This is a genomic window from Deferrisoma sp., from assembly GCF_054681715.1.
On the sequence record NZ_BAAHFQ010000025.1, the window covers coordinates 1 to 21912 of the forward strand.

Consider the following 21912-nt stretch of genomic DNA (forward strand, 5'->3'; position numbering starts at 1 on the left):
CAAGGACTCCTGGCGGCTCACCCGGGCCGGGGCGAGCCCCATGGTGATCTCGTCGGCCGAGAAGCTCGCCATGGTCCACCCCAACGCCCGGGGCGAGATGACCCTGGAGGAGATCATCTACCGGTTCATGACCGAGGTGGATCTGGTGGTGACCGAGGGCTACAAGACCGGGAGCTTGCCCAAGATCGAGGTGCACAGGGCGGCCCGGAGCCCCGAGCTCCTGTGCGCCGCCCCCGACGGCACCATCCGGGACCACCGGCTCATCGCCGTGGTGAGCGACCACCCCTGGAACCTGCCGGTGCCCGTGTTCCCCCTGGACCACCCGGGGCCGGCGTGCGACTTCCTGGAGGAACGCTTCCTGGGCGGCGCGTGAGCCCCCCCACCGAACCCTACCGTTTGTCCCCTCCTCCTTTGGCCGCGTCTCTCCCCCCATGGGACGCGGTTTCTTTTTTTCCGCCACCCTCCGTTCCCGGGGCCGGCGAACGCCTCGAGATCCCGACGCCTGACGAGAGTCCACCCGGATCAGTGGCCCCCGCCTTTTCCCCCACTGTACAGCCGCACGAACACCTCCGGCCGCAGAGCGGGTGGGGTGCTGCTCCGGAAGTCCTCGACGTTACGGGTGACGATGCACTCGGCTCCGACAGCCCGCGCGGCCGCGTGGCACACGGCATCTTCGAGGTCGGGCCACGCGGAGGCGAGGGCCGATCGAACCACCTGCTCGTCCACCGGTGCGACGCGGAGGCGCTCCAACAGGTGGGCTGTGACCCTGTGGGCTCGATCGGTTCCGACCCTTCGCCGGAGCAGGTAGAAGAGGGTGGTTACGCAGTGGGCGGCGATGAACCCTTGCACGTCTTTCCCGGACGCCAGGTCGAGGGCTTTTGCCGAGGCTCCCACGTGGGGCTCCCGGGCGAGAAGAACGTCGAGGACCACATTGAGGTCGAAGAGCACCGCCTTCACCGGTGCTTCTCCTCCCAATGCCTCCCGAGTTCTTCCTCGATCTCCTCGTCCGACCAAGGGGGCTCCGTCCCCCGGCCGGCGCCCAACAAGGCCCGCGTCCAGTCGTCAAGCCCTTGGAGGGAATCGTCGTTTGCGTCGGCCGCGAGGGCCAGGAACTCCTCCACGGCCTTGGAGAGGGAAATGCCGCGGCTGGCGGCCCAGCGTTTCGCCTTCCTGATTACCTCTTCATCCATGCGCAGGGTAAGCTTGGTCTGCATCGCGGACTCCTGCCCGGGACTCGATGGGGGGCCCAAACCGGGCCCCGGTTCCCTCCCGTCGGTCGGGGGTGAGGGGTGTGGCCCCCTTGGGCCGTCGTCCAAGGGGGCTCCTGGCTGACGTACAAAATCGCGTTCAGGTTACGTCAAACCCGCGGGGGTCGCAATCTCCGCCGCGCCTTTTCCTGACTTACCGGTTCAGGCTCCAGTCGTACTCCAGGTACTCGAACGCCACCCGGTCGGCGTTTCGTCGGAGGAACCCCCGGAGCCGTTCGTCGGCCAGGTGGTCGCACAGGAGGTCCACCACCCCGGTGCGGCCCCCGAAGTCGGCCTCGTACCAGCGGAAGATCTGGGACAGGAGCACCCGGCCCTCCTCGGGGATCACGATCACCTCCGAGGAGTTCACGAAGCTCCGGGCGGCCTGGTCGAGCTGGGTGTCGATCCGGTCGGCCTCGTAGGCGTCGATGGGGGCGCACGAGCGCGACCCGCACACCAGGGCGAAGTGGATCCGGGGGTCCGGGGGCACCACGGCGAAGGCCCGGCGGGGATCCCGCGCCCCGAACTGCCGGAACGGCCGGAAGGGAGGGCGGGCGTCGCCCCGGAGCACCCCGTGCTCGATGTCGTCGGGGGTGAACCGGTACGGGCCGATCCGGTAGCACACCCGGCGGAACAGCTCCGGCACCTCCTGGACCGACCGCCGGACCCCCAGGGCCACCACCGCGTCCACCACGATGGTGTTGTAGAGGTTCACCCAAAAGGCGAGCTTCTCCCGGCGGCCCACCAGGAGGCCGAGGTCGAACGACCGGAGCGCCGCCGCGAGTTCCCTGTACCGGGCGTACTCGGCCGAGGCGCCCAGCCGCTCGTAGTCCACCCGACCCCGGCGCGTGTCGTAGAACCGGCGGGCCAGGGCCCGCACAGCTGCCATGAGTTCGGCCGCGAGCCGCTCGGGCGCCACCCCTTCGGCCGCGGGCCCGTCGTTGAGTTGCCGCATGGGGGCCACGGCCCCCCGGACCCGGCGCCAGATCCCGGGCCCGGCCGGGTCGTCCCCGTGGAGCCGCTCGGCCAGGTCGATGAACAGGGCCGCGGTCCAGCTGAACCCCTCGGCGCCGTAGCCCGTGCCGTCGAACGAGTCGTAGTACTCCCGGAACCCGAACCGGATGGGGAGCTGCAGGAGGTCCTTTTCCACCGAGTCGGCCTTGAGGGTGTAGCCGTAGCGGCGAAGCCCCTGGGCCAGCATCCAGTTCACGTTGATCCACACCGGCCCGCGCCAGTAGTTCTCCCGGGCGAACCCTTCTTGCTGGGTATCGAAGTTGGGAATCGTGAAGCAGTTGCCCTGGTGCAGGCCGCAAAACGACGCGGTGTTGAGCCGTTCGTACAGGGCCCGGCCCTGCTCCGGGGTGGGGGCGCCGGCGTAGAGCGGCAGGAACCCGGCGGCCGTGTCCACCTCAATGGGCCGGTCGGCCACCAGATCCCAGGCGTCGAAGATGCTGTGCTCGGGGTGCCAGAGCTTCTCCCGCAGGGCCCGTCGGGTGGCCTCGGCCCATCCCAGGGCCTCGCCCGGATCTTCCCCCAGGGCGCGGGCCAGCTCCGCCAGGGCCTCGTCGGCCCGGGCGAGCACCGCGTTGAACAGGGGGTCCTGCACGAGAAACGGGCACTCGGCCCGGATGGCCGCCTCGTCGTAGCGGTGCCGGCGGAAGAGGTCCACCAGGAACACGTAGCGGTCGTAGTCGGCGTCGGTGGGCCGCATGGCCGGGTCGACCCCGTGGCCCAGGTCCCTTCGTTCGTAGGGGGGCAGGGTGCCGGGCTCGATCCGGATCCGCGAAAGGGGGTCGTCCCAGGTGGGGGAGTTGTCCATGCCCGACTCCCAGGGGTGGCGGATGTAGACGAGCCCCTCGCCCGCCGGGTCGCGCTCCCGGTAGAGGTAGGCGTGTAGGGCCCGGAGCCGGGGGTAGACGCGCTCGAGCCACGGCCGCACGGCCCGGCGGTTCCGGGCGTTTCGCCACACCGCCTCCGCGGCGATGGACAGGACCGGGGGCATGGTGATGCCCGAGGTGAGCACCCCCTCGGGCGCGTCGGGCGAGCGCTGTGCCTGCCAGAAGTCGGGTTCCGGGAAGTAGTGGCCCAGCGCCGCGGGGTTGAAGGCGATCTGGGGCACCATGCCGTTTCGCCACTGGGCCCCGAGCAGACTTTCGATCTCCCGGCACGCCCGGGCCGTGTCGTAGTGGGAGAGCCCGATGGCGATGAACCCCGAGTCCCAGTTCCACTGGTGGGGGTAGAGGCCCGGCGCGGGTTTGGTGTAGGCCCCGGTCCAGTTGGCCTCCAGGATGCCCTTAGCCCGGGTCACGGCGTCGGCGAACAGGCGGGACATGGGGGCGGGTCAGACCTTCTTCGCCAGGGCCGCCCGCGCGATCCGGGTGACGTACACGGTGACCGCCACGGTGGCCACGAGGCCCACCCCGTAGAGGATCCACTCGGCCGGGGTGCGGGTGCGCCCGCCGGCGCCCAGCCGGGCGAGGTCGCCGGCCAGGGACCCGATGTACACGTACATCGCCGTGCCGGGGAGCATGCCGATCCACGAGGCGAAGAAGTAGTGGCGCAGGCTCACCTGGGTAAGCCCGTAGGCGTAGTTCAGGAGGTTGAAGGGGAACACGGGCGACAGGCGGGTCAGCAGCACGATCTTCCAGCCCTCCCGGGCCACGGCGTCGTCCACGGCCCGGAACCGGGGGTTCCCCTCGATCTTCCGGGCCACCCAGTCCCGGGCCAGGTACCGGCCGATCACGAAGGCGGCCGTGGCCCCCAGGGTGGAGGCCACCGACACGATCGCGGTGCCCTCGATCACCCCGTAGATCGCCCCGGCGCCCAGGGTGATGACCGACCCGGGCACGAAGAACACGGTGGCGGCGACGTAGAGGGCCACGTACACGACCACCCCGGCCGGCCCCATCCGGTCGATCCAGTCCAGGGCGGCCACCAGCCGCTCCTGCACGGGAAACACCCGCACGGCCACCACGGCCGCGACCACGGCCGCGGCCGCGGCGAGGAGCTTGCCGCGCGACGAGCGGGGTCGGGGTGCCGGGGCGGGTTCGGCGGCGGGGTTCGCCATGGAGGCCTCCTTTCCTTCGGTGGGGCCGGGACGGGGTCGCCTACGGCCCGGCGTCGTTCAGGCTCCAGTCGTAGGCGTAGTCGATGGTTCCCCGGAACCCTTTCAGGGCCCGGGCGTAGCGGGCCAGGTGGGCGAGCACCCCGGCCTCGGAGCCCCCGAAGTCCTCCTGGAACCAGTCGTAGATGCTCGAGAGCACCAGCCGGTCGCCCTCGAGCCGGGCCCCCCGGGGGTGGTTCACGTACTCCCGGGCCGCCCGGTCCAGAAGGGCCTCGGTGTTGGCGGCCGTGAACGCCTCGGGCCGGAGGTTGGGGCAGCCGATGCTGGCGCAGTTCACGGCGTAATGGACCCGGTTGTCCCGGAAGATGGGCCGGAGGATCCGGTGCTCGATGTCGTTCAGGGTGAGGTCCACCCCCTCCACCGCGGCGAGCTTGCGGTCCCAGGGGCCCGGGCGGAACCAGCCCGACCGGATGTCCCGGATGCTCTCCACCGGGTAGTTCTCGAGCACCACCCACACCGTGAGCGCGTTATAGAGGTTGATCCAGAAGGCCTTCTGCTCGGCCCGGTTGAGCCGGCCGACCGGCGTGGCCTCGAGCCGGTCCAGGTAGGCCCGCAGATTCGCCCGGTCCGTCGGCGTGACCGCGGCGTAGCGCACCCGGTTGACCCCCGAGGGGTGGCCCGTGACGACGTAGGTCCGCAGGAACCGGTCCCAGGCCGAGTGGTCCACGGTCCGGGTGCTTTCGGGGTCGTGGGTCTGCCAGCGGGGCCAGAGTTCGGCCTTGGGCGCGGCGGCCGCCAAGCCGGCCCAGAGGCACAGGGCGGCCGCCAGGAGGGCGGATCGGATCATCGGCACCTCGCCGGTCCGGTGGGGGGCCGGACCGCAGGGGGAACGAGAGCGGGCCGGGAACGTTCCCCGGCCCGCGCGGCCGTCACCGGCCCTTTTCGAGGGCGTTCAGCCCCTCGCCCACGGTGAACTCCACCCCGCACTTGGGGCACTTGATGTGGGTTTGCTTCGTGATCGGCTTTTCGCCCCGGGCCTGGGGCCCGGCGCAGCCCACGGCGGCCAGGGCGAACAGGGCGGCGGACAGGATCGCGATGCGTTTCATGGTGCACCTCCTCTTCATGTTCGGGCGGGATTGCCCGGTGGATGGATTTTGGAACAACGGCCCCCGACCCAGCAGCCTCACTCAAAGGATTCGAGAGGATCCTGACCGAATAACGCGGGGGTTGCCTCCTCGCGTCCCAGCCTCCCCGCTTCCCGGCTTTGGCTCCGTGCCCTCCGTGTTGTCCGTGGTTCGCAACAGGCCCTCGGTTGTTCGTCGCGGCGAAGCGGGTCTCCTTACTCCGGCGCGGGCGTGCAGGCCCGGCCCTTGAGCTGGAACAGGAACCGGAGCACCCCCTTGGTCCGGTCGCTGAAGAGTTTCTCGGCGAAGTAGGCGCCGGCCGCCCGCTTGGAGATCTCCGACAGGGTCGGGTACACGTGGATCGCCCCGGCCACGGTCGAGAGCTTCACCCCGCCCCCCAGGGCCACCACCCACTCGTGGATGAGTTCCCCGGCGTGGGCCCCCACGATCTGGCACCCGAGCACCTTGCCCTTGGGGCTCACCAGCACCTTGATCTTGCCGTGGGGCTCGCCCTCGGCCAGGGCTCTGTCGTTCTCGGCGAACCGTTCCTCGAGCACCCGGTACTCCACCCCGGCCTCCCGGGCGCGCGTTTCGTTCAGGCCCACGCTGGCTACCTCGGGGTCGGTGTAGGTGCACCAGGCCACCTTGGTGTAGTCGGCCTTGCGGGGGAGCCGAAGGATCGCGTTCGTGAGCGCGATGCTTCCCTCATACCCCGCCACGTGGGTGAACGGGAACTTCCCGTTCACGTCCCCGCAGGCGTAGATGTGCCTGACGTTGGTGCGAAGCCGCTTGTCGGTGGGAATGCCCCGGGGTGTGAACTCGACCCCGGCGGCCTCGAGCCCGAGCCCCTCCACGTTGGGCCGGCGGCCGGTGGCCACGAGGAGCGCGTCGGCCTCGATCGTCTCCTCCGGCCCCCCGCCCTTGGCCGGCGCCACGGTGAGCCGGACCCCGTCGCCGTGGGGTTCGGCCCGCACGGCCTTGGTGCCGGTGCGGATCTCCAGGCCCTCGGCCCCGAGCCGCTCCCGCAGGATCTCGGCCACGTCGGGGTCCTCGGGACCCAGGATCCGGTCCAGGAACTCCACCACCGTGACCCGGGCGCCCAGCCGCCCGAACGCCTGGGCGAGCTCGAGGCCGATAGGGCCCCCGCCGAGCACGAGGAGCCGTTCGGGCAGCCGGGTCTGGGCGAAGACGGTCTCGTTGGTCCAGTGGGGCGTGTCGGCGAGCCCTTCCACCGGCGGGAGGGCCGGGCGGGAGCCCGTGGCGATCACCCAGGCCCGGGCCGAGATCGACTCCCCTCCGAGGTCCACGGTGTGGGGGTCCACGAACCGGGCCTCGCCGAAGCGTACCTCCGCCCCGAGCCGGCAGAACCGCTCGGGGGAGTCGTGCTCCTGGATCGTCTCGATCACGGCGCGCACCCGGGCCATGACGGCCGCGAGGTCCACGGGGGGGAGGTCGAGTTCCGGAAGCCCGAACTCGGCCGCGCGCCGGGTCTGGGCCCATACGCCGGCCGTGCGGATCAGGGTCTTGGAGGGCACGCACCCGAAGTGCAGGCAGTCGCCGCCGAGCCGGTCGGCCTTCTCGATCAGGATCGTCTTGGCCCCGAACTGGGCCGCCCCGGCCGCCACGGTGAGCCCGGCGGCCCCGCCGCCCAGCACGCCCAGGTCGTACTCCCGTTGCGCCATGGATCCGTTCTCCTTGTGGGCGGGGGTGCCATTCCCGCCCGTTCGTCCCCGGCTGGGCCCCGTGCTTTCCGCGGCGCGCCGGGCCGGCACCGCCGCAGTGGGGAATGTACCCCGTGGCGGGAGGATGGCAACCCCGGGCCGGCGGACGGGATCTCCCGTAGGCCGCGGGGCGGCCTGTTCCCAAGAACACGAGGGTGCTCCTCTCGGCCAACCGGTGGGCTGCCGCGCTTAGGGCCAAGGGACCGAAGACCACGGACCGGTGACCGCGGACCGAAGTTACCCGGAAGGATCCGGCGGGCCGGGGCCGGCAGGGCGGGGGGAACTCCCGGAGGACGCCGTTCGCCTCGGCGAGATTCCGGCGGTGCGAGGGCGGGCGCTCAGTACGCCACGTACACGTTCGCGCCCTCGAAGAGCCGGATCATCTCGGCGAGCCCCACCGGCTTCACGGCGGGGTCAATCCGGTCTTCGGGGATCTTGTAGAGGAGCATCATGGTGCGGTTGGCGTAGAGTTCCACGCCGTATTTCTCCTTGAGGAGCCGTACGTAGGCTCCGTAGTCCGCGGGAACCCGCTCCAGGGGGACGCCCAGCTGCTCGCTCAGGGACCGTCGCTCCCGCTCGGGCAGCTCGGCCTTGTCCAGGGGCGTGCGGTCCCCGCCGAACAGGCCCCCTTTCTTGATGGCCGTCACCCCGCTCGCGTCGAACAGGATCACCACCCGGTACCCCTTCTGCAGGGCGGCCCACGCCACGTTGGGCACGGCGCAGATCTGGGCGTCGTCGAGCTTGAGCGAGGTCTTGGCGTGGATGAGGAAGGTGTTCTCCGCGGCCGGGGTTTGTGCCGCCGCCGGGGCGGCGGACCCGAGGGCCAGCAGGGCCGCCGTGAGCAGCCCGAGCATTCTCTGCATGGGGACCTCCGTTCGCCGCCGCCTATTCCACGCAGCAGCTCATGCGGGTGATGTCGCGCCGGAACGCCTGGGCCGCGATCTTGACGGCCTCCGAAAAAGTGGGGAACACGTGCACCGTGTCGATCAGGTCGTCCACCGTGAGGCCGAACCGCACGGCGAGCACGGCCTCGTGCACGAGTTCGGCGGCGTGGGGGGCCAGGAGGTGGACGCCCACGACCCGCCCGGTTTCGTGGTGGGCGATCATCTTCACGAGGCCCCGGGTGTCGCTGGCGGCCAGGGCCCGGGGCACCCGTTCCAGGGGCACGGTGCGGCAGGTGCAAGTGCCGTGGCGGGCCATGTACTCGGCCTCGGTGACCCCGACCCAGGCGGCCTCCGGTTCGGTGAACACGGCGAAGGGAACGCTCGCGAGGTCGAGGGGGTTGCCCCCGCCCCCGAAGGCGTTTTCCACCGCGAGTTTTCCCTGCTTGGCGGCCACGGTTTCGAGGCACGGAGGGCCGGCCACGTCGCCGGCGGCCCAGACGTTGGGAACGTTCGTCCGGAGGTGCTCGTCCACCCGCACGAACCCTCCCGCCGCCTCGATCCCCGCGGCTTCCAGGTTCAGGTCCTCGATATTTCCGGTGACCCCGGTGGCCGCCAGGATCTCCTCGACCGCGAGGTCCACGGCCTCCCCTTCACGCTCCAGGGTCAGGCGTCGGCCCCGGGGGGTTCGGTCCACGCGGGCGACCCGGGCGGCGGTGCGAACCTGGATCCCCTCGGCCTCGAGACAGCCGCGGAGCGCCCGGGAGATCTCGGGTTCCGCGGCCGGGAGGATCCGGGCGGCCGCCTCCACCACGGTCACCGTGGCCCCGAACCGGGCGAACATCTGGGCGAACTCGAGGCCCAGGGCCCCGCCGCCGAGCACGGCCAGGCTCCGAGGCAGCCGCTCCAGGGCCAGGGCCTCCCGGTTCGTGAGAAACCCGGCCTCGGTGAGCCCCGGGATCGGGGGCACCCGGGTGCGGCAGCCCGTGGCGATCAGAACCTGCTCCGCACGAACCTCGCGCTCCCCGACCCGCAGCACGTGGTCCGAGACGAACGCCCCCCGGCCCTCGACCCAGGTGACGTGGGAGAAGCCCTGGAGCACGTCGCGGTAGTTCGCCGCCCGGGCGCCGGCCACGAGCGCATCCTTTTCCGCGATCGCCCGCCGAAAGTCGAAGGCCGGATTCGAGGCGCCGACGCTCCGGAAGCGCGGATGGCGGGCCCCGTGGAGCGCCGCGGCCGCGGCCAGGAGGTGCTTGGTGGGCATGCACCCCACGTTCACGCAGGTGCCGCCCATGGGGAGCCCCTGGTTCACCAGCAGGGTGCGAACGCCCCGGCGGTCCGCCTCGGTGGCCGCGGCAAACCCGGCGGCGCCCCCGCCCAGGATGACGAGATCGTAGGAGTCACTGGGCATGGTGCGCCCTCCTCGTATTACCCGATCTCCACCGGTTGGCAGGTCATGGCGCCGCCCTCTACGGGGCAGACCTTGTGGCAGTGGCAGTCGCCCATGCAGTTGCCGGGGTTCACGACCCGGGCCTTCGTTTCGCCGCTCACCTCGACCATCTCGTAGCACCCGCCCAGGCACACGGCCACACATTTGCCGCAGCCGAGGCACTTCTCGGACTCCACCTCCTGCACGTACATGGGGATCCAGGGCGAGCCGTCCTGGCGGCGGAAGGTGAGGTAGGTTTTCTCGGAGCACAGGCCCCCGGAACAGCAGTCGCTCATCGCGTTTCTCCTCCTTCGGAAAGGGGTGCGGCCCGGAACCCGGTGGACTCCACGGCCTCGATCAGGACTTTTTGGCTGGTTCGGGCGGGGTCGTAGGTGACCACGGCTTTTTTCTCCCGAAAGCTCACCTCGGCCGCCTCCACCCCCTCGACCTTCTGGAGGGCGGCCTTCACAGCGAAGGTGCAGGCCGCGCAGGTCATGCCCTCCACCCGGAGCACGGCCGTGCGGCTTTCGGCACCGGCAGGGGTCGGCGAGGACGCCGCCAGTACGCCGAGCACCAGCAGGGCCATGAGTGCGGCAAATCCTATTCTTCTCATCAGTATCACCTCCTGTGGCGCATCAACCCATCAACAGGGGCAGGAACCGGGGGAACCAGAACAGCGCTGCGGCGAGCACCGTGGCAATCCACAGGATCACCCGTTGCACCCGAAGCGACGCAGGCGTGCAGCAGGCCTCGCCCCGCCAGGGGCGCCAGTAGGCCCGGTAGAACCCGTAGCCCAGAAACACCACCATCAGCGCCGCGAACCAAGGCCGGTAGGGCTCGAGCCGGGCCAGGGCGGCCGCGCCGGTGACCCCGGCGAACACGGCCAGAAGCGGCCCGATGCAGCAAGCCGAGGCCAGCACCGCGGCCGCCACCGCGCCCACGGCGCCCAGGGCGGTTCCGCGGGGGGCGCCGGACCGGGACGCGGCGCACGTTCCCCCGGAGCGGGTCGGGTCAGCGGTCATGAAGGTCCTCCTCTCCGGACGGGGGGGCCGGGTATACCGTGTTGCGGTCGGCCCCAGGGCCCTCCGCCTCCAGGGCCTCCAGGATCGGGCAGTCCGCGGCCGCGCCGCCCCGCGCGCAGGCGTCGGCCAGACGGGCCAGGGCGGCGCGCATCCGATCCAGCGCTTGCAGCTTCCGGTCGATGTCCGCCATCTTGGCCAGGGTCCGGGCGCGCACCGCGGCGCAGTTCCCGCCCGGGTCCACCCTGAGTTCCAGAAGTTCCGCGATTTCCCGCAACGTGAACCCCAGGTCCTTGGCCCGGCGGATGAACCGGATCCGGGCCACGACCTCGGGCGGGTAGGTGCGGCGGCCCGACGGGGGTTTCTCGGGTTGCTCGATCAGGCCCTTTCGCTCGTAGAACCGCACCGTTTCGACCCCCACCCCGGCCGCCTCGGCCACCCGGCCGATGGTGAGTTCGCCGCGGATCCGGTTGGGGCTTTCGGAGGGCATGGGACTCTCTCCCGTTTCCATGGGGCACAGGCTTGGCGTGCGCCCCGGCGACGCGTCGCCGGTGGGTTGCTCCGGCACTCACACACCAGCCTACCACCCGTACCTAAGTACGGAAGCAAGGGGATCGGGAAATTTTTTTCAGGTCGCGCGGTTGCTCACCGCGCCGCACGGATTAGGGTTGCTGTCGAGGGCGAGAACCGGGGCCGGCCCGTCGAGGAAACGCACCCCTCGGCCGGTGGCGGTAGCCTGATGGTCAACGAGAGACGGAGGTGATCTGGAGGATGGGACACGGACCGATGGGCGGCGCCATGCCGGGGTTCGGGTGGCTCGTGATGATCCTGTTCTGGGGGATCGTGGCCGTGGGCGTGGTGCTAGCGGTTCGCTGGTTCCTGGGGCAGCAGCCGCGCCGGCGGGACGAGACGCCCCTGGAGATCCTCAAGCGCCGCTACGCCGCGGGTGAGATCTCCCGGGAGGAGTACGAACGGATGCGGCGGGACCTCGAAGCGTGATCCCCGGAGCAAGGGGCCCTGGCGCGGGCCGCGTTCGTGCGGGGAGAGTTTGTGTTGTTCCTGGCCTTGGAGCGGGCGAGGTGGTTTCTGTTCGTGCCGCCGTCCATCCACCACTCGGTGATCATCCGCGAGCGCAACACCAGCTACGGGACGATCTTCTCCCTGTGGGCCCGGGTCCTGGGAACGCTGCGGACCGACGCGGACCAGGTCCGCATCCGCAACGGCATGGGCGACAACCGCGACCCGGCCCGGCTGCGGGTCGCCCACCTCCTGGCGCTCCCGTTCACGCGGCAGGTGTGGTGAGGGGCGGTCGGCGTTGTCACTCAGCGCAACAACGCCCCGATCGTCTGGGCGCCGGTCCACGTGACGCGGCCGAGCAGGGCCTCTACGGGGCGGGCGACCAACCCCGTGTACAGCCCCACGCCCACCAGGAACCCCGCGAACACCGCCAGGTGGAACCGGCTCCCCTCCCCGAGCCGTACGAGCAATGTGAGGGGGCAGCCCCGGCCGAGGGCGTAGCCCACAGCCTGTACCACGCCGCCGACGAGGAACAGGGCGCCCGGGTACTCGGCTTCGTGGCGGTAGCCCACGAGGTTCACCAGCCCGAATACGGCCACCGCTGCGATCACCATGAGGACCCGCTCCGGCCGGCCTTGCCCGAACCAGTCGGTCATCGCCCCGAACACGCAAAACCGCGAACGCTGCACGATCACGCCCACGACCACTCCCACCACGAACACCGCCGCCGGGATCATCGGGCACCCCGTCGTCCCGGTCGGGCCAGGAGCCACGCTGTGGCGGCGATGCCGGCCATTGTGACCCAGCTGCTCAGCATGAGCCCGGGGGTACCGCTGAGGCCGTGCTTGTTGAGGCATCCCTGGGCCATCCATACCCCCACGGCCATGACCATCCCGCCGGCCAGCCCCTGGAGCAACTCCCTCACCGGCAACCGGCCATGCCAGACGAACCCGCCCGTTCGATACGCGCTCCCGGCGGCACCGATCACCACCCCCAGCCCGAACACCAGCATGATCTTGAGTTCGGGGCTCAGCCTTCCGGCGGCTGCGGCCATCGCCGCCACCGGAAACCCACCGGGAAAGATGCCGAAGGGCACCTCCAAACCGGGCGCCCTCGCGGTGAGGGCGTAGTGCCCCAAGTTCAGGGCCCCGATGGCCGCGCCCACGGCCACGGCCCGTTTCCACGCGGTCGCTGTCATCCCATGCCCTCTCCGTCGACTCCGGCGAGATACCGACGCACCTCCGCGGCCCGGGTCTCTCCGACCAGGAACTCCAGCAAGAGGAAGGCCACATCGAGGGACTGGGCGGGGCCGGCGCACGAAACGATCCGGTTCCAGACCACGAGGGGATCGGGAACCGGTTCGCACCCCAGGGCCCGCAGGCGCCCAGGGTTGTCGTGGTGGCGGCTGAACCGGTAGGTGGTGGCCCGCCCGCCCCGCAGCAAGCCCGCCTCGGCGATGGGCAGAACCCCGACGCACCAGGTGGCGATCATGCCCCCCCGCGCGTGGATCGCCCGGGCGATCCGGTACAGGCGGGGATCGAACGCCTCATCGAACCCGTGGCTGAAAAAGCCCCCGGGCACGGCCAGGGCGGCGTATTCGTCCGGGTCCACGTCCTCAAGGTGGCGGTGGGGCCGGATCCGGGTGCCGAAGCGGCCCTGCACCTCGGCATGCAGGCCCGTGGTCGTGAGGTGGATCGAAGGAAGATGCTCCCGGTACCCGGTCCAGCCGCAGACCGCGGTCACGGCGGCGGTCTCCAGGTCCTCGAACCCCCGGGCAAGGAACAGGAGCACGTTTTGCGTCGGTCCGGGCATCGCTGCCGATCCGTCAGCACGAAGGGTCGTTCACGTGCTTCGCCGAAGCACCCGTCAACGGCCTCATGTGGCCCCCGGCTCATGCGCCTCAGCAGCCGCTCCTCCCTCAGGCGTCGGGGCCGGAGGGTGTTGGCCCTTCATCTTGTCGAACAGCAGGCGGGTCTGGTGGGCCGTCACGCTCATGGCGATGGCGGTGGCGGCGTGCAGTTCGTCGTCGGTGGCTCCGCTCTCCCTCGCGACCGCGAGGCTCCAGTCGGTTCAGAGTTCGCAGCCGGCCGCGAGCGACGCGGCCAGGAACAGGAGCCCCCGGGTCTTGGGCTCCAGCGCCGGGTCTGACTTCACGGCCTCGAAGAACGCCTCGAACCGTGTCATGGACGTCTCCATGCTGTTCTCCCCCACCTGCCCGGGCATGGGGCCCGGACGCCTCCGAAGGGTTACCACGTACAGGTCCCGGGGCAGGCTCCCCTCCTGCATGCGGCCCACATCCAGCACCTCGTACCCCCGGGCGAGACGGCGGATCTTCTCCCCGGTGAAGAAGTGCACGACGAACCCGCCCACCTCGTAGATGTCTTCGCCCAGGTGGGTGCCGGCGCGGTAGTGCTTGTCGTGATCGCTGCGCACCGTGTACAGCACGAGGCCCCCGGGCTTGACCACCCGGTGGACCTCGGCCAGCGCGAACCCGATCTCGGCCTCGGTGAGTTCCATGCACAGCAGCATGTGGGCGTAGCACGCGTCGAACGCGCCCTCCGGGAACGGCAGCGGGTCCCGCACGTCGTGGATCCCGGCTTCGATCCGCTCCGAGAGCCCCCGGGCCCTGGCCGCCTCCTGCACCTCCCGCACGGCCTGCTCGGAGTAGTCCAGGGCGGTGACCCGCAGACCGTTCTCCGCAAAAAACAGGGTGTCGCGGCCCTGGCCGAACCCCAGCTCCAGCACGCTGCCGGCGCCCTCGGCCCGGAACCGCTCCAGGGCCACGCGGGCGAACTCGCTCGGCCCCTCGCCGAAGAACGCCGGCGTCCGGGCGTACACCTCGGTCCAGTGGCGGCGTTGATCCTTGGATGGACCTCTTCCCATGGCGGAAGCCTCCCGAGGCCTTACGCCTCACAGGCCGCTGCCCGGCCCCGCTGTTGCTCGCGCAGCCGGCCCTCGCGGCGCACGTCCTCCCGGTCGCGTTTGACCACCGGGTACTCGCCGACCAGGAACTCCAGGAGCGCGCCCACCAGGGCCGGCCGCAGCAGGTAGTAGCACCGGAGTTGGCCGTCCTCGTAGAAGTCCACCAGGCGGGCCTGGCGCAGCACGGCCAGGTGCTGGGACACGTTGGGCTGGGGGATGTCCAGCAGATCCCGGATGTCGGTGACGCACTTCACGCCCCGAGCGAGTTCCTCCAGGATCAGGAGACGGGTCGGATGGCCGAGGAGCCGGAGCAGGTCGGCCTTTTCCCGGATGTCCAGGTCCTTCATGTTCGATCCCCTCGGGTTGGGTGCATCTGATGTAATATGCGAATATGCGCATGCTATTCTGCCCCCGGCCCCGCGTCAAGCCCTCGGGCGACGCCGGCCTCCGGTCAGCGCTCGAGACCCCGTGAACCGCCGGGCCCCCGGCTCACCCCGCCGCCACCCGGCCGTCGCGGATCGTGACGATCCGCTCGGCCAGGGCGGCCACCGTGTCGGAGTGGGTGACGATGACCACGGTCTTGCCCCGCGCGTGAACGGCCCGGGCCTGCTCCAGGAGTTCCTCCTCGGAGCGGCTGCGTCGGCTGCTCGTGGGGCATGGGTACGTCGAAATTCCGGTCACCTCGGATTACACCTTGGGAGTCTTCGCCCTCCTGGCGCTGCACAGCGACCCGTTCGATCGCATCCACGTGGCCCAGGCCCGGGTGGAGGGGTTCGGTTTCCTGACGGCAGACCGGAAGTTGCTGCAGTACGGCGAGCCGGTGCTGGACCTGTTCGGGTGTTGATGAATCCCGTGGGGATACAGGGGCAGGATCTTTGGGCCCGCCCAATGGGCGGCAGGCGCCGTTCTCTCGTCCTGACGGCCCGGCCCTTCCCGTCTCAGAGGGCTTCACGCACGTCCCGAGCGACCCATGGCTCGCGCGGCCCACGATCCGAGCCACGCCTTTCCCGCCGCCCGCCCCGCCCTTGAGATTACTCGTGGCATTGAGTAAATTTACTCAGCATGATGAGTACCGTTCCGCTTCCTCCCTTTGAGCGCGGCCAGGCCAAGGTCCTCGCGGCCCGGCTTGCGGAGCCACGGCGGTTCATGCAGGTGGTCTCCGGCCCCCGCCAGGTCGGCAAGACGACACTTGTGTGTCAGGTACTGAGCCGGCTCGACCTGCCGGCTGTGTTCGTTTCCGCGGACGAACCGGCTCCCGGCGACACCGCGTGGCTTGCCGCCCAATGGGAGCGAGGACGGCTCGCGGCCGCTGGCGCGGGGAAGGCCGGAGCGGTTCTGGCTCTCGACGAGATCCAGAAGATCCCCCGGTGGTCCGAGGCCGTAAAGCGACTTTGGGACGAAGACACCCGCGCCGGAACACCGCTCAAGGTCGTCTTGCTCGGCTCCGCGCCGCTCCTCATGCAGCGTGGGCTCACGGAGAGCCTCGCGGGGCGATTCGAGGTGATCCACCTGCCCCACTGGTCCTACCCCGAGATGCGCACCGCCTTCGGGTTCTCGCCGGACGACTATCTCTACTTCGGCGGTTACCCGGGCGCCGCCCCGCTCGCCGACGACCCGGCGCGATGGCGCCGCTATGTGCTGGACGCTCTCGTCGAGACGACCATCGCGCGCGACGTGCTGATGATGACGCGGGTGGATAAACCCGCCTTGCTCCGGCGTGTGTTCGACCTGGGTTGCCGTTACTCGGGACAGGTCTTGTCCTACACCAAGATGTTGGGCCAGCTTCAGGATGCGGGGAACACGACCACCTTGGCCCACTACCTCGACCTGCTCGGCCGGGCCGGCATGCTCACCGGCCTGCAGAAATATGCGGCTCAACCCGTGCGGCGAAGAGGCTCGAGCCCAAAGCTCCAGGTGCTGAACACCGCGCTGATGACCGCGATCACAGGCCTGGGGCCGGAAGAGGCCCTGACCGACAGGGAGTTCCGCGGCCGTCTCGTGGAGTCGGCCGTGGGAGCGCATCTCGCCAACGCGTCCGCGGGAGGCGTGTGCCAGCTGTACTACTGGCGCGAACGCAACCGGGAGGTGGACTTCGTGTTCCGGGCCGGCCGCCGGCTCGTTGCGATCGAGGTCAAGAGCGGCCGCACCCCCCACGCTCTGCCCGGACTGAGCCATTTTGCCCGAGCCTTCGCGCCGACCCGCACCTTGATCGTGGGGGGAGAGGGAATTCCCCTGACAGAGTTCCTCGAAAAGCCGGTGGAGCACTGGTTGGGCCCTTGACAAAGGGCGCGGATCGGCGGTTCGTCCCCGCGCAGGGAGGTTCTGGGCATGCGCACCGTCAACATCCACCAGGCGAAGACCCATCTTTCGCGACGGCTCCGGGAGGCCGCCCGGGTCAGGCCCCGGTGTGGGAGCGGCGTCCACGCCGCGATCCGGGCCGAGGGCCCGGGCCTGGGTGTCCGGCAGGGCGATCAGGAACCCCCCGAGGTTTGAGGGTTCACCTGGAGTTTCGCTCCTTGGCGCTGCAGACGAGCCCGGCCAATACGCTGGCGTCGTGGGAACAGTGCGCCAGGCCGGCCCCGACGGCGTTGACCCGGCCCCGTCCCCTCGGGTATGCACGGGCCCACCTCGGACACCTCTACCAAGGAGACCCGGGCCCGTGGCGAGCGCTCCCCGTTCCGACATCCACCGCCTGACCGTGCCCCCCGAGGCCCGGGGCGAGCGGCTCGACCGGTTCCTGGCCGGCCGGGACCTGCCCGTGAGCCGATCGCGCCTCCAGGCCCTGATGGCCGAGGGGCGGGTCCGGGTGGACGGCCGGGTGCCCAAGCCGAGCCGGAAGCTCCGGGGGGGCGAGGCGGTGGAGGTGGAGATCCCGCCGCCGGAGCGGTGGGACGTGGAGCCGGAGGAACTGCCGATCCAGGTGGTCCACGAGGATCCCTGGCTCGCGGTGGTGGCGAAGCCCCGGGGCATGGTGGTGCACCCGGCTCCGGGCCACCGGGGCGGCACCCTGGTGAACGCACTGCTGCACCGGCTCCGCGACCTTTCGGGGGTGGGCGGGGTGCTCCGGCCGGGCATCGTCCACCGGCTTGACCGGGACACCACGGGGCTCATCGTGGTGGCCAAGGACGACGAGACCCACCGGATGCTCCAGAACCGGTTCCGGGCCCGCTCGGTCGAAAAGGTCTACCTTGCCGTCGTGATCGGCCGGATGCGGGGCGAAGGGGTGATCGACCGGCCCATCGGCCGCCACCCGACGAATCGCAAGAAAATGGCCGTGGACGCCCCCCGGGCCCGGCCGGCCGTGACCCGGTGGCGGGTGCTCTCGGAGCTCCGGGGCGCGACGCTTCTCGAGGTGCGGATCGAAACCGGTCGCACCCACCAGATCCGGGTGCACCTGGCGAGCCTGGGCCATCCGGTGGCCGGGGACCCCGTGTACGGGGGCGCGGCCCGGGCCCGGGGGGTGGGGGATCCCTTGGCCCGCCGCCTGCTCCTCGCGGCCCCGGCCCAGGCCCTCCACGCCTGGAAGCTCGGGTTCGAGCACCCCCGCACGGGGGAGTACGTGCGGTTCACGGCCCCGGTGCCCGAGGACCTGGCCGCGTTGATCCGGGGCCTGGGGGGTGAGGTGCCAAAGGGCAATGAACGCAACCTCGGGGAAGGGGCTCGCCCCGTCGGCCGGTCCGCGGCCGATGGGAGCCAGTAGGCGCGGGAGCGGCCGCGTAGCCTCTATCTCCCTCTCCCCCCGGTCGGGGGGAGAGGGGCGGGGTGAGGGGGGGCTAGACCGGGCGGCAGGTGGGCCGCGGTGAGCTCCGCGGTGAACGAGCCCACGATGACCTCGCTTTGGAGCTTCACGGGCATCCGGCGGGTGTCGTCGGTGAGCCAAATGAAAATGCGCGCGCCGGGGCTCTTTTTGAAGATGCCGCCGATCCCCTCGATCTTGGGCTCGATCTTCACCGTGGCGAACCGGCCGGCCGGGGTCTCCACGGTTTCGCGGCCGAGGACCGCGACGGTGCCGGTGACGAGCTTCTTTCCGTCGGTGATGTCAAGATGCACCGGCGCGTCGTCGGGCACCGGGCGCGTGCGGTAGGCGTAGAAGCTCGACAGGGGGTCCTGGACCCCCGGCGGGACGAGGAGCTCCTTCTTGAGGTTGCCGTTTCGGAAGTACCGGGACGTGCCCCGCTCCGGATCGAACAGCACCTCCACCTCCCGGGGATCGCCCCAGCCCTCTTTGGCCCGCTTGAAGTAGCGCAGGGGCACCAGGCTCCCCAGGGCCACGGTGGAGTCCACCCGGTTTCGCACGGGGTACAGGGTGTCGATGTAGGGCAGGGTGCGGGCCCTGGCCCGGAACCGCACGGTGCCGCCGGGGCCGGGGAGGACCTCGAGGCTCGCCCGGGCGGCCGGGATCACGCCCCACCGCACCCGGAACTCGAGCCGTTCGCCCACGAGGTCGGCGAGCCGGGGCGGGGGCGGCAGGGCCAGGGCGGACGAGGCGGCGAAACACGCCGCAACCCAAAGGAGAACCGCGCGATGCACCATGGGGCCAGCATACCCGAACCGGGGCCGGGTTCCCAGGCGTGGCTGCGGGCCCCGCGGCTCGGCGCCGTCCCCGGCCTCGTCCACGGGTTCACGACCCGGGGCGCGGGAAGTTTCGCGCCGGAGCCGCCGGCCGGTTGGCCGGGGGCGGCCGGGGGGCGGAGGCTTCGGCTGCTGCGACAGGTCCACGGCGCGGCGGTGGTGCCCCCGGATCACCCGGCGCCCCTCCCCGAGGCCGACGCCTGGGCCGGGGCACCCGAGCCGGGGGTGCTCCTGGGGGTGCGCACGGCCGACTGCGTGCCGGTGATCGCGGTGCACCCCCCGACCCGCCGGGTGGCGGTGATCCACGCCGGATGGCGGGGCACGGCGGCCGGGGTGGTCTCGGCGGCCGTGGGCGCCCTCGGGGTACCGCCGGGGGAGCTCCTCGCGGCCGTGGGGCCGGCCATCGGGGCCTGCTGCTACGAGGTCGGCGAAGAGGTGGTGGAGGCGCTGGGGCGGGGGCCCTGGACCCGGCGCCGGGGGGAGCGGTGGTTCGTGGACCTGCGGCGGCGGGTCACGGCGGAACTGGCCGGCCTCGGGGTTCCCCCCCCACGCATGGAGTGGGTGGGGGGGTGCACCGGGTGCTCGGGGCCGTTCTTCTCCCACCGGGCCCGGGGCGAGGCCGGCCGGATGCTGGCGTTCGCCGGGTGGGGGGTGCCGTGATCCGGTCGTGGCCCGAGGATCGGCCGATCCGGCTCGTGGGGCTCACGGGCGGGATCGCCACGGGCAAGTCCACGGCGGCCCGGGCGTTCGCGAGGGCAGGGGCCGTGGTGATCGACGCCGACCGGGTGGCCCGCCAGGTGGTGAAGCCCGGCACCGAAGGGCTCGAGGCGGTGCGCGCCGCCTTCGGCGACGGGGTCCTCCGGCCCGACGGGTCGCTGGACCGGGAGGCCCTGGGCCGGATCGTGTTTGCCGACGCCGAGGCCCGGGAGCGGCTCAACCGCATCCTCCACCCCCGCATCCAGGACGAGGTGGACCGCCGGGTCCGGGAGGCGGTGGCCGCCGACCCGAAGGCCCTGGTGGTGTACGACGTGCCGCTGTTGTTCGAGACCAAGGCCAAGGGCCGGTTCGACCTAGTGGTGGTCGTGTACGTTCCCCCGGAACTCCAACTTCGCCGGCTCATGCTCCGCGACGGTCTGGCCGAAAAGGAGGCCGGGCAGCGGCTCGCCGCCCAGATGTCCATCGACGAGAAGGCCCGGCGGGCCGACGTGGTGCTCGACAACCGGGGGCCGCCCGAGCGCCTGGAGGAGGCCGTGACGGCCTTGGTGGGGCGCATCCGGGCCCACAACCGGCGCTTTTGGGGTTGACAAACGGGGCCGGAACCGCTAGAAAAGCCGCGACTTCGAAACGTTCAGATCCCATCGCCCTTCCGGTCTTCCCCGTCTGGACCCACTCCCAGGGATCGGTAACGCGCCGCAGAGAGCCGATTTCGGCGGATCCGAAACGTCACCAGTTCTGAGTGTTCCGAATCTCCAGCTCCGCCGTGGAGCCGTGCGCATTGCGGTTCCGGCGGGCTCGCCCCGAACGAACACCCATTTCGGTTTTTCCCGACTGCGAACCCGACAACCAACCCATCATCCACACCCATCGAGACCATGAAAAACACCGAACGCAGAGGCGGGCGTCGCAGTGCGCCCCAGGAAGGCACGAAAGCCGTCCCCATGCACCTCCAGGAGCTCAAGGAAAAGCCCATCGCGGAACTCACCGAGATGGCCGAGAACCTGGGCATCGAGGATGCCCACCGGCTCCGGAAGCAGGACCTCATCTTCGCCCTGCTCAAGGCCCAGGTGGAGCAGAACGGGAGCATCTTCGCCGAGGGGACCCTGGAGCTCCTGTCCGACGGCTTCGGGTTTTTGCGCTCGCCCGATTACAGCTACCTGCCCGGGCCCGACGACATCTACGTGTCGCCGAGCCAGATCCGGCGGTTCAACCTGCGCACGGGCGACACCGTGGGCGGCCAGATCCGGCCCCCCAAGGACTCGGAGCGGTACTTCGCGCTGCTCAAGGTGGACAGCATCAACGGCGACCCGCCCGAAAAGGCCCGGGCCCGGATGCTGTTCGACAACCTGACGCCCATCTACCCCAACGAGCGTCTGAACCTCGAGGTGGAGACCGACCCCACCAACTACTCGATGCGGATCGTGAACCTGATCGCGCCCATCGGGAAGGGGCAGCGGGGTCTGATCGTGGCGCCGCCCCGCACCGGGAAGACGGTGCTCCTGCAGCAGATCGCCAACGCCATCACCACGAACCACCCCGAGGTGTTCCTCATCGTGCTCCTGATCGACGAGCGGCCCGAGGAGGTCACCGACATGAAGCGGTCGGTCCGGGGTGAGGTGGTCTCCTCCACCTTCGACGAGCAGGCCCAGCGCCACGTGCAGGTGGCCGAGATGGTGATCGAGAAGGCCAAGCGGCTCGTGGAGCACGGCAAGGACGTGGTGATCCTCCTGGACTCCATCACCCGGCTCGCCCGGGCCTACAACACCGTGGTGCCCCACTCGGGCAAGATCCTCTCGGGCGGCGTGGACTCCAACGCCCTGCACAAGCCCAAGCGGTTTTTCGGCGCGGCCCGGAACATCGAGGAGGGCGGAAGCCTTACCATCATCGCCACCGCGCTCATCGACACCGGCAGCCGCATGGACGAGGTGATCTTCGAGGAGTTCAAGGGCACCGGCAACATGGAGCTCCACCTCGACCGGCGCCTGGCCGACAAGCGGGTGTTCCCGGCCGTGGACATGCAGCGCTCCGGCACCCGGAAGGAGGACCTCCTGCTGCCGCCCTTCGAGCTCAACCGGGTGTGGGTGCTCCGGAAGGTGCTCTCGCCCCTGAGCCCGGTGGACGCCATGGAGTTCCTGCTCGACAAGATGCGGGGCACCAAGTCGAACGCCGAGTTCCTGGAGAGCATGAGCGAGTGAGATA

General features: G+C 70.8%; 30 protein-coding genes. 10 read left to right on the plus strand and 20 right to left on the minus strand.

The annotated features are described in order from the left end of the window. A partial coding sequence (locus tag ACY0I8_RS05960; protein WP_461394015.1) for a molybdopterin-guanine dinucleotide biosynthesis protein B occupies window positions 1-373 on the plus strand: 373 nt, incomplete at its 5' end. Between the two features lie 149 nt (window positions 374-522). Here ACY0I8_RS05960 and ACY0I8_RS05965 read toward each other — a convergent pair. The 13 genes from ACY0I8_RS05965 to ACY0I8_RS06025 all read right to left on the minus strand — a co-directional run bounded on the left by ACY0I8_RS05965 (window position 523) and on the right by ACY0I8_RS06025 (window position 10975). After that, the gene (locus tag ACY0I8_RS05965) at window positions 523-957 is read right to left on the minus strand and encodes a PIN domain-containing protein (RefSeq protein ID WP_461394016.1); all 435 of its coding nucleotides are present in this window, start codon (window positions 955-957) and stop codon (window positions 523-525) included. Then, on the minus strand, window positions 954-1214 hold the full coding sequence (locus tag ACY0I8_RS05970; RefSeq protein ID WP_461394017.1) for a DUF6364 family protein: 261 nt from the start codon (window positions 1212-1214) through the stop codon (window positions 954-956). The genes ACY0I8_RS05965 and ACY0I8_RS05970 overlap by 4 nt, the downstream gene beginning before the upstream one ends. Before the next feature lie 187 nt (window positions 1215-1401). Continuing rightward, window positions 1402-3579 (minus strand): MGH1-like glycoside hydrolase domain-containing protein, encoded by a 2178-nt coding sequence (locus tag ACY0I8_RS05975; protein WP_461394018.1) that lies wholly within the window; start codon window positions 3577-3579, stop codon window positions 1402-1404. Window positions 3580-3588: 9 nt separating this feature from the next. After that, window positions 3589-4314: a TVP38/TMEM64 family protein gene (locus tag ACY0I8_RS05980; RefSeq protein ID WP_459940300.1), complete on the minus strand. Its 726-nt coding sequence runs from the start codon at window positions 4312-4314 to the stop codon at window positions 3589-3591. A gap of 40 nt (window positions 4315-4354) precedes the next feature. Next, window positions 4355-5158 (minus strand): DUF547 domain-containing protein, encoded by an 804-nt coding sequence (locus ACY0I8_RS05985; protein WP_461394019.1) that lies wholly within the window; start codon window positions 5156-5158, stop codon window positions 4355-4357. Between the two features lie 82 nt (window positions 5159-5240). Beyond that, window positions 5241-5417, minus strand: a complete 177-nt coding sequence (locus ACY0I8_RS05990; protein WP_461394020.1) for a hypothetical protein — start codon at window positions 5415-5417, stop codon at window positions 5241-5243. A gap of 233 nt (window positions 5418-5650) precedes the next feature. Beyond that, window positions 5651-7117: a dihydrolipoyl dehydrogenase family protein gene (locus ACY0I8_RS05995; protein ID WP_461394021.1), complete on the minus strand. Its 1467-nt coding sequence runs from the start codon at window positions 7115-7117 to the stop codon at window positions 5651-5653. 377 nt (window positions 7118-7494) lie between these two features. Further along, on the minus strand, window positions 7495-8019 hold the full coding sequence (locus tag ACY0I8_RS06000) for a hypothetical protein (RefSeq protein ID WP_461394022.1): 525 nt from the start codon (window positions 8017-8019) through the stop codon (window positions 7495-7497). Window positions 8020-8041: 22 nt separating this feature from the next. Beyond that, window positions 8042-9448: a mercury(II) reductase gene (merA, locus tag ACY0I8_RS06005; RefSeq protein ID WP_461394023.1), complete on the minus strand. Its 1407-nt coding sequence runs from the start codon at window positions 9446-9448 to the stop codon at window positions 8042-8044. A gap of 17 nt (window positions 9449-9465) precedes the next feature. After that, window positions 9466-9762: a ferredoxin family protein gene (locus tag ACY0I8_RS06010; protein ID WP_461394024.1), complete on the minus strand. Its 297-nt coding sequence runs from the start codon at window positions 9760-9762 to the stop codon at window positions 9466-9468. Beyond that, window positions 9759-10079 carry a metal-binding (seleno)protein gene (locus ACY0I8_RS06015; protein ID WP_461394025.1) on the minus strand — a complete coding sequence of 107 codons (321 nt, stop codon included), beginning with the start codon at window positions 10077-10079 and terminating at the stop codon, window positions 9759-9761. Before ACY0I8_RS06015 ends, ACY0I8_RS06010 begins: the two co-directional genes overlap by 4 nt. A gap of 22 nt (window positions 10080-10101) precedes the next feature. Further along, window positions 10102-10488 carry a mercuric transporter MerT family protein gene (locus ACY0I8_RS06020; protein WP_461394026.1) on the minus strand — a complete coding sequence of 129 codons (387 nt, stop codon included), beginning with the start codon at window positions 10486-10488 and terminating at the stop codon, window positions 10102-10104. Then, window positions 10478-10975, minus strand: a complete 498-nt coding sequence (locus tag ACY0I8_RS06025) for a MerR family DNA-binding protein (RefSeq protein WP_461394027.1) — start codon at window positions 10973-10975, stop codon at window positions 10478-10480. The genes ACY0I8_RS06020 and ACY0I8_RS06025 overlap by 11 nt, the downstream gene beginning before the upstream one ends. A 281-nt stretch (window positions 10976-11256) precedes the next feature. On the opposite strand from ACY0I8_RS06025, the gene ACY0I8_RS06030 reads away from it, so the two are divergent. Together ACY0I8_RS06030 and ACY0I8_RS06035 are read left to right on the plus strand one after the other, a co-directional pair. Then, window positions 11257-11484 (plus strand): SHOCT domain-containing protein, encoded by a 228-nt coding sequence (locus ACY0I8_RS06030; protein WP_461394028.1) that lies wholly within the window; start codon window positions 11257-11259, stop codon window positions 11482-11484. Window positions 11485-11520: 36 nt separating this feature from the next. Beyond that, complete coding sequence (locus tag ACY0I8_RS06035; protein ID WP_461394029.1) at window positions 11521-11787, plus strand: hypothetical protein; 267 nt, start codon at window positions 11521-11523, stop codon at window positions 11785-11787. 20 nt (window positions 11788-11807) lie between these two features. Here ACY0I8_RS06035 and ACY0I8_RS06040 read toward each other — a convergent pair whose 3' ends face one another. The 6 genes from ACY0I8_RS06040 to ACY0I8_RS06065 form a co-directional block, all read right to left on the minus strand. Beyond that, entirely contained in the window at window positions 11808-12239 is a 432-nt protein-coding gene (locus ACY0I8_RS06040) for a YeeE/YedE thiosulfate transporter family protein (RefSeq protein WP_461394030.1), read from the minus strand. Continuing rightward, complete coding sequence (locus ACY0I8_RS06045; protein WP_461394031.1) at window positions 12236-12700, minus strand: YeeE/YedE thiosulfate transporter family protein; 465 nt, start codon at window positions 12698-12700, stop codon at window positions 12236-12238. Before ACY0I8_RS06045 ends, ACY0I8_RS06040 begins: the two co-directional genes overlap by 4 nt. Then, on the minus strand, window positions 12697-13314 hold the full coding sequence (locus tag ACY0I8_RS06050; RefSeq protein ID WP_461394032.1) for a DJ-1/PfpI family protein: 618 nt from the start codon (window positions 13312-13314) through the stop codon (window positions 12697-12699). Before ACY0I8_RS06050 ends, ACY0I8_RS06045 begins: the two co-directional genes overlap by 4 nt. A gap of 63 nt (window positions 13315-13377) precedes the next feature. Beyond that, on the minus strand, window positions 13378-14385 hold the full coding sequence (mduS, locus tag ACY0I8_RS06055; RefSeq protein WP_461394033.1) for a methyltransferase domain-containing selenoprotein MduS: 1008 nt from the start codon (window positions 14383-14385) through the stop codon (window positions 13378-13380). Between the two features lie 20 nt (window positions 14386-14405). Next, window positions 14406-14771, minus strand: coding sequence for an ArsR/SmtB family transcription factor (locus ACY0I8_RS06060; protein WP_461394034.1), 366 nt, complete (start codon window positions 14769-14771; stop codon window positions 14406-14408). 142 nt (window positions 14772-14913) lie between these two features. Beyond that, window positions 14914-15105, minus strand: a complete 192-nt coding sequence (locus ACY0I8_RS06065; protein WP_461394035.1) for a hypothetical protein — start codon at window positions 15103-15105, stop codon at window positions 14914-14916. A gap of 13 nt (window positions 15106-15118) precedes the next feature. On the opposite strand from ACY0I8_RS06065, the gene ACY0I8_RS06070 reads away from it, so the two are divergent. The 4 genes from ACY0I8_RS06070 (at window position 15119) to ACY0I8_RS06085 (ending at window position 18124) form a co-directional block, all read left to right on the plus strand. After that, the gene (locus ACY0I8_RS06070; protein ID WP_461394036.1) at window positions 15119-15268 is read left to right on the plus strand and encodes a hypothetical protein; all 150 of its coding nucleotides are present in this window, start codon (window positions 15119-15121) and stop codon (window positions 15266-15268) included. 302 nt (window positions 15269-15570) lie between these two features. Beyond that, window positions 15571-16704, plus strand: coding sequence for an ATP-binding protein (locus ACY0I8_RS06075; RefSeq protein ID WP_461394037.1), 1134 nt, complete (start codon window positions 15571-15573; stop codon window positions 16702-16704). Window positions 16705-16752: 48 nt separating this feature from the next. Next, window positions 16753-16917, plus strand: a complete 165-nt coding sequence (locus ACY0I8_RS06080; RefSeq protein ID WP_461394038.1) for a hypothetical protein — start codon at window positions 16753-16755, stop codon at window positions 16915-16917. Between the two features lie 166 nt (window positions 16918-17083). Next, complete coding sequence (locus ACY0I8_RS06085) at window positions 17084-18124, plus strand: RluA family pseudouridine synthase (RefSeq protein ID WP_461394039.1); 1041 nt, start codon at window positions 17084-17086, stop codon at window positions 18122-18124. A 23-nt stretch (window positions 18125-18147) separates the two neighbouring features. On the opposite strand, the gene ACY0I8_RS06090 is transcribed toward ACY0I8_RS06085, so the two are convergent. After that, the gene (locus ACY0I8_RS06090; RefSeq protein WP_461394040.1) at window positions 18148-18957 is read right to left on the minus strand and encodes a DUF3108 domain-containing protein; all 810 of its coding nucleotides are present in this window, start codon (window positions 18955-18957) and stop codon (window positions 18148-18150) included. Here ACY0I8_RS06090 and ACY0I8_RS06095 point away from each other — a divergent pair. The 3 genes from ACY0I8_RS06095 (at window position 18949) to rho (ending at window position 21908) form a co-directional block, all read left to right on the plus strand. Then, a complete protein-coding gene (locus tag ACY0I8_RS06095) occupies window positions 18949-19656 on the plus strand; it encodes a polyphenol oxidase family protein (RefSeq protein WP_461394041.1) in 708 nt (235 codons plus the stop codon). The two genes, ACY0I8_RS06090 and ACY0I8_RS06095, sit on opposite strands and share 9 nt — an antisense overlap. A gap of 26 nt (window positions 19657-19682) precedes the next feature. Beyond that, a complete protein-coding gene (gene coaE / locus ACY0I8_RS06100) occupies window positions 19683-20300 on the plus strand; it encodes a dephospho-CoA kinase (protein ID WP_461394051.1) in 618 nt (205 codons plus the stop codon). Between the two features lie 354 nt (window positions 20301-20654). After that, window positions 20655-21908, plus strand: a complete 1254-nt coding sequence (rho, locus tag ACY0I8_RS06105) for a transcription termination factor Rho (protein ID WP_461394042.1) — start codon at window positions 20655-20657, stop codon at window positions 21906-21908. The last annotated feature ends 4 nt before the right edge of the window (window positions 21909-21912 follow it).

What these genes read in the sequence shown, in the direction of transcription:
- ACY0I8_RS05970 (WP_461394017.1), bottom strand. Translation starts at nt 1,214, where the DNA reads ATGCAGACCAAGCTTACCCTGCGCATGGATGAAGAGGTAATCAGGAAG.
- ACY0I8_RS05975 (WP_461394018.1), bottom strand. Translation starts at nt 3,579, where the DNA reads ATGTCCCGCCTGTTCGCCGACGCCGTGACCCGGGCTAAGGGCATCCTG.
- ACY0I8_RS05980 (WP_459940300.1), bottom strand. Translation starts at nt 4,314, where the DNA reads ATGGCGAACCCCGCCGCCGAACCCGCCCCGGCACCCCGACCCCGCTCG.
- ACY0I8_RS05985 (WP_461394019.1), bottom strand. Translation starts at nt 5,158, where the DNA reads ATGATCCGATCCGCCCTCCTGGCGGCCGCCCTGTGCCTCTGGGCCGGC.
- ACY0I8_RS05990 (WP_461394020.1), bottom strand. Translation starts at nt 5,417, where the DNA reads ATGAAACGCATCGCGATCCTGTCCGCCGCCCTGTTCGCCCTGGCCGCC.
- ACY0I8_RS05995 (WP_461394021.1), bottom strand. Translation starts at nt 7,117, where the DNA reads ATGGCGCAACGGGAGTACGACCTGGGCGTGCTGGGCGGCGGGGCCGCC.
- ACY0I8_RS06000 (WP_461394022.1), bottom strand. Translation starts at nt 8,019, where the DNA reads ATGCAGAGAATGCTCGGGCTGCTCACGGCGGCCCTGCTGGCCCTCGGG.
- merA (WP_461394023.1), bottom strand. Translation starts at nt 9,448, where the DNA reads ATGCCCAGTGACTCCTACGATCTCGTCATCCTGGGCGGGGGCGCCGCC.
- ACY0I8_RS06010 (WP_461394024.1), bottom strand. Translation starts at nt 9,762, where the DNA reads ATGAGCGACTGCTGTTCCGGGGGCCTGTGCTCCGAGAAAACCTACCTC.
- ACY0I8_RS06015 (WP_461394025.1), bottom strand. Translation starts at nt 10,079, where the DNA reads ATGAGAAGAATAGGATTTGCCGCACTCATGGCCCTGCTGGTGCTCGGC.
- ACY0I8_RS06020 (WP_461394026.1), bottom strand. Translation starts at nt 10,488, where the DNA reads ATGACCGCTGACCCGACCCGCTCCGGGGGAACGTGCGCCGCGTCCCGG.
- ACY0I8_RS06025 (WP_461394027.1), bottom strand. Translation starts at nt 10,975, where the DNA reads ATGCCCTCCGAAAGCCCCAACCGGATCCGCGGCGAACTCACCATCGGC.
- ACY0I8_RS06030 (WP_461394028.1), top strand. Translation starts at nt 11,257, where the DNA reads ATGGGACACGGACCGATGGGCGGCGCCATGCCGGGGTTCGGGTGGCTC.
- ACY0I8_RS06040 (WP_461394030.1), bottom strand. Translation starts at nt 12,239, where the DNA reads ATGATCCCGGCGGCGGTGTTCGTGGTGGGAGTGGTCGTGGGCGTGATC.
- ACY0I8_RS06045 (WP_461394031.1), bottom strand. Translation starts at nt 12,700, where the DNA reads ATGACAGCGACCGCGTGGAAACGGGCCGTGGCCGTGGGCGCGGCCATC.
- ACY0I8_RS06050 (WP_461394032.1), bottom strand. Translation starts at nt 13,314, where the DNA reads ATGCCCGGACCGACGCAAAACGTGCTCCTGTTCCTTGCCCGGGGGTTC.
- ACY0I8_RS06060 (WP_461394034.1), bottom strand. Translation starts at nt 14,771, where the DNA reads ATGAAGGACCTGGACATCCGGGAAAAGGCCGACCTGCTCCGGCTCCTC.
- ACY0I8_RS06075 (WP_461394037.1), top strand. Translation starts at nt 15,571, where the DNA reads ATGCAGGTGGTCTCCGGCCCCCGCCAGGTCGGCAAGACGACACTTGTG.
- ACY0I8_RS06080 (WP_461394038.1), top strand. Translation starts at nt 16,753, where the DNA reads ATGCGCACCGTCAACATCCACCAGGCGAAGACCCATCTTTCGCGACGG.
- ACY0I8_RS06095 (WP_461394041.1), top strand. Translation starts at nt 18,949, where the DNA reads ATGCACCATGGGGCCAGCATACCCGAACCGGGGCCGGGTTCCCAGGCG.
- ACY0I8_RS06090 (WP_461394040.1), bottom strand. Translation starts at nt 18,957, where the DNA reads ATGGTGCATCGCGCGGTTCTCCTTTGGGTTGCGGCGTGTTTCGCCGCC.
- rho (WP_461394042.1), top strand. Translation starts at nt 20,655, where the DNA reads ATGCACCTCCAGGAGCTCAAGGAAAAGCCCATCGCGGAACTCACCGAG.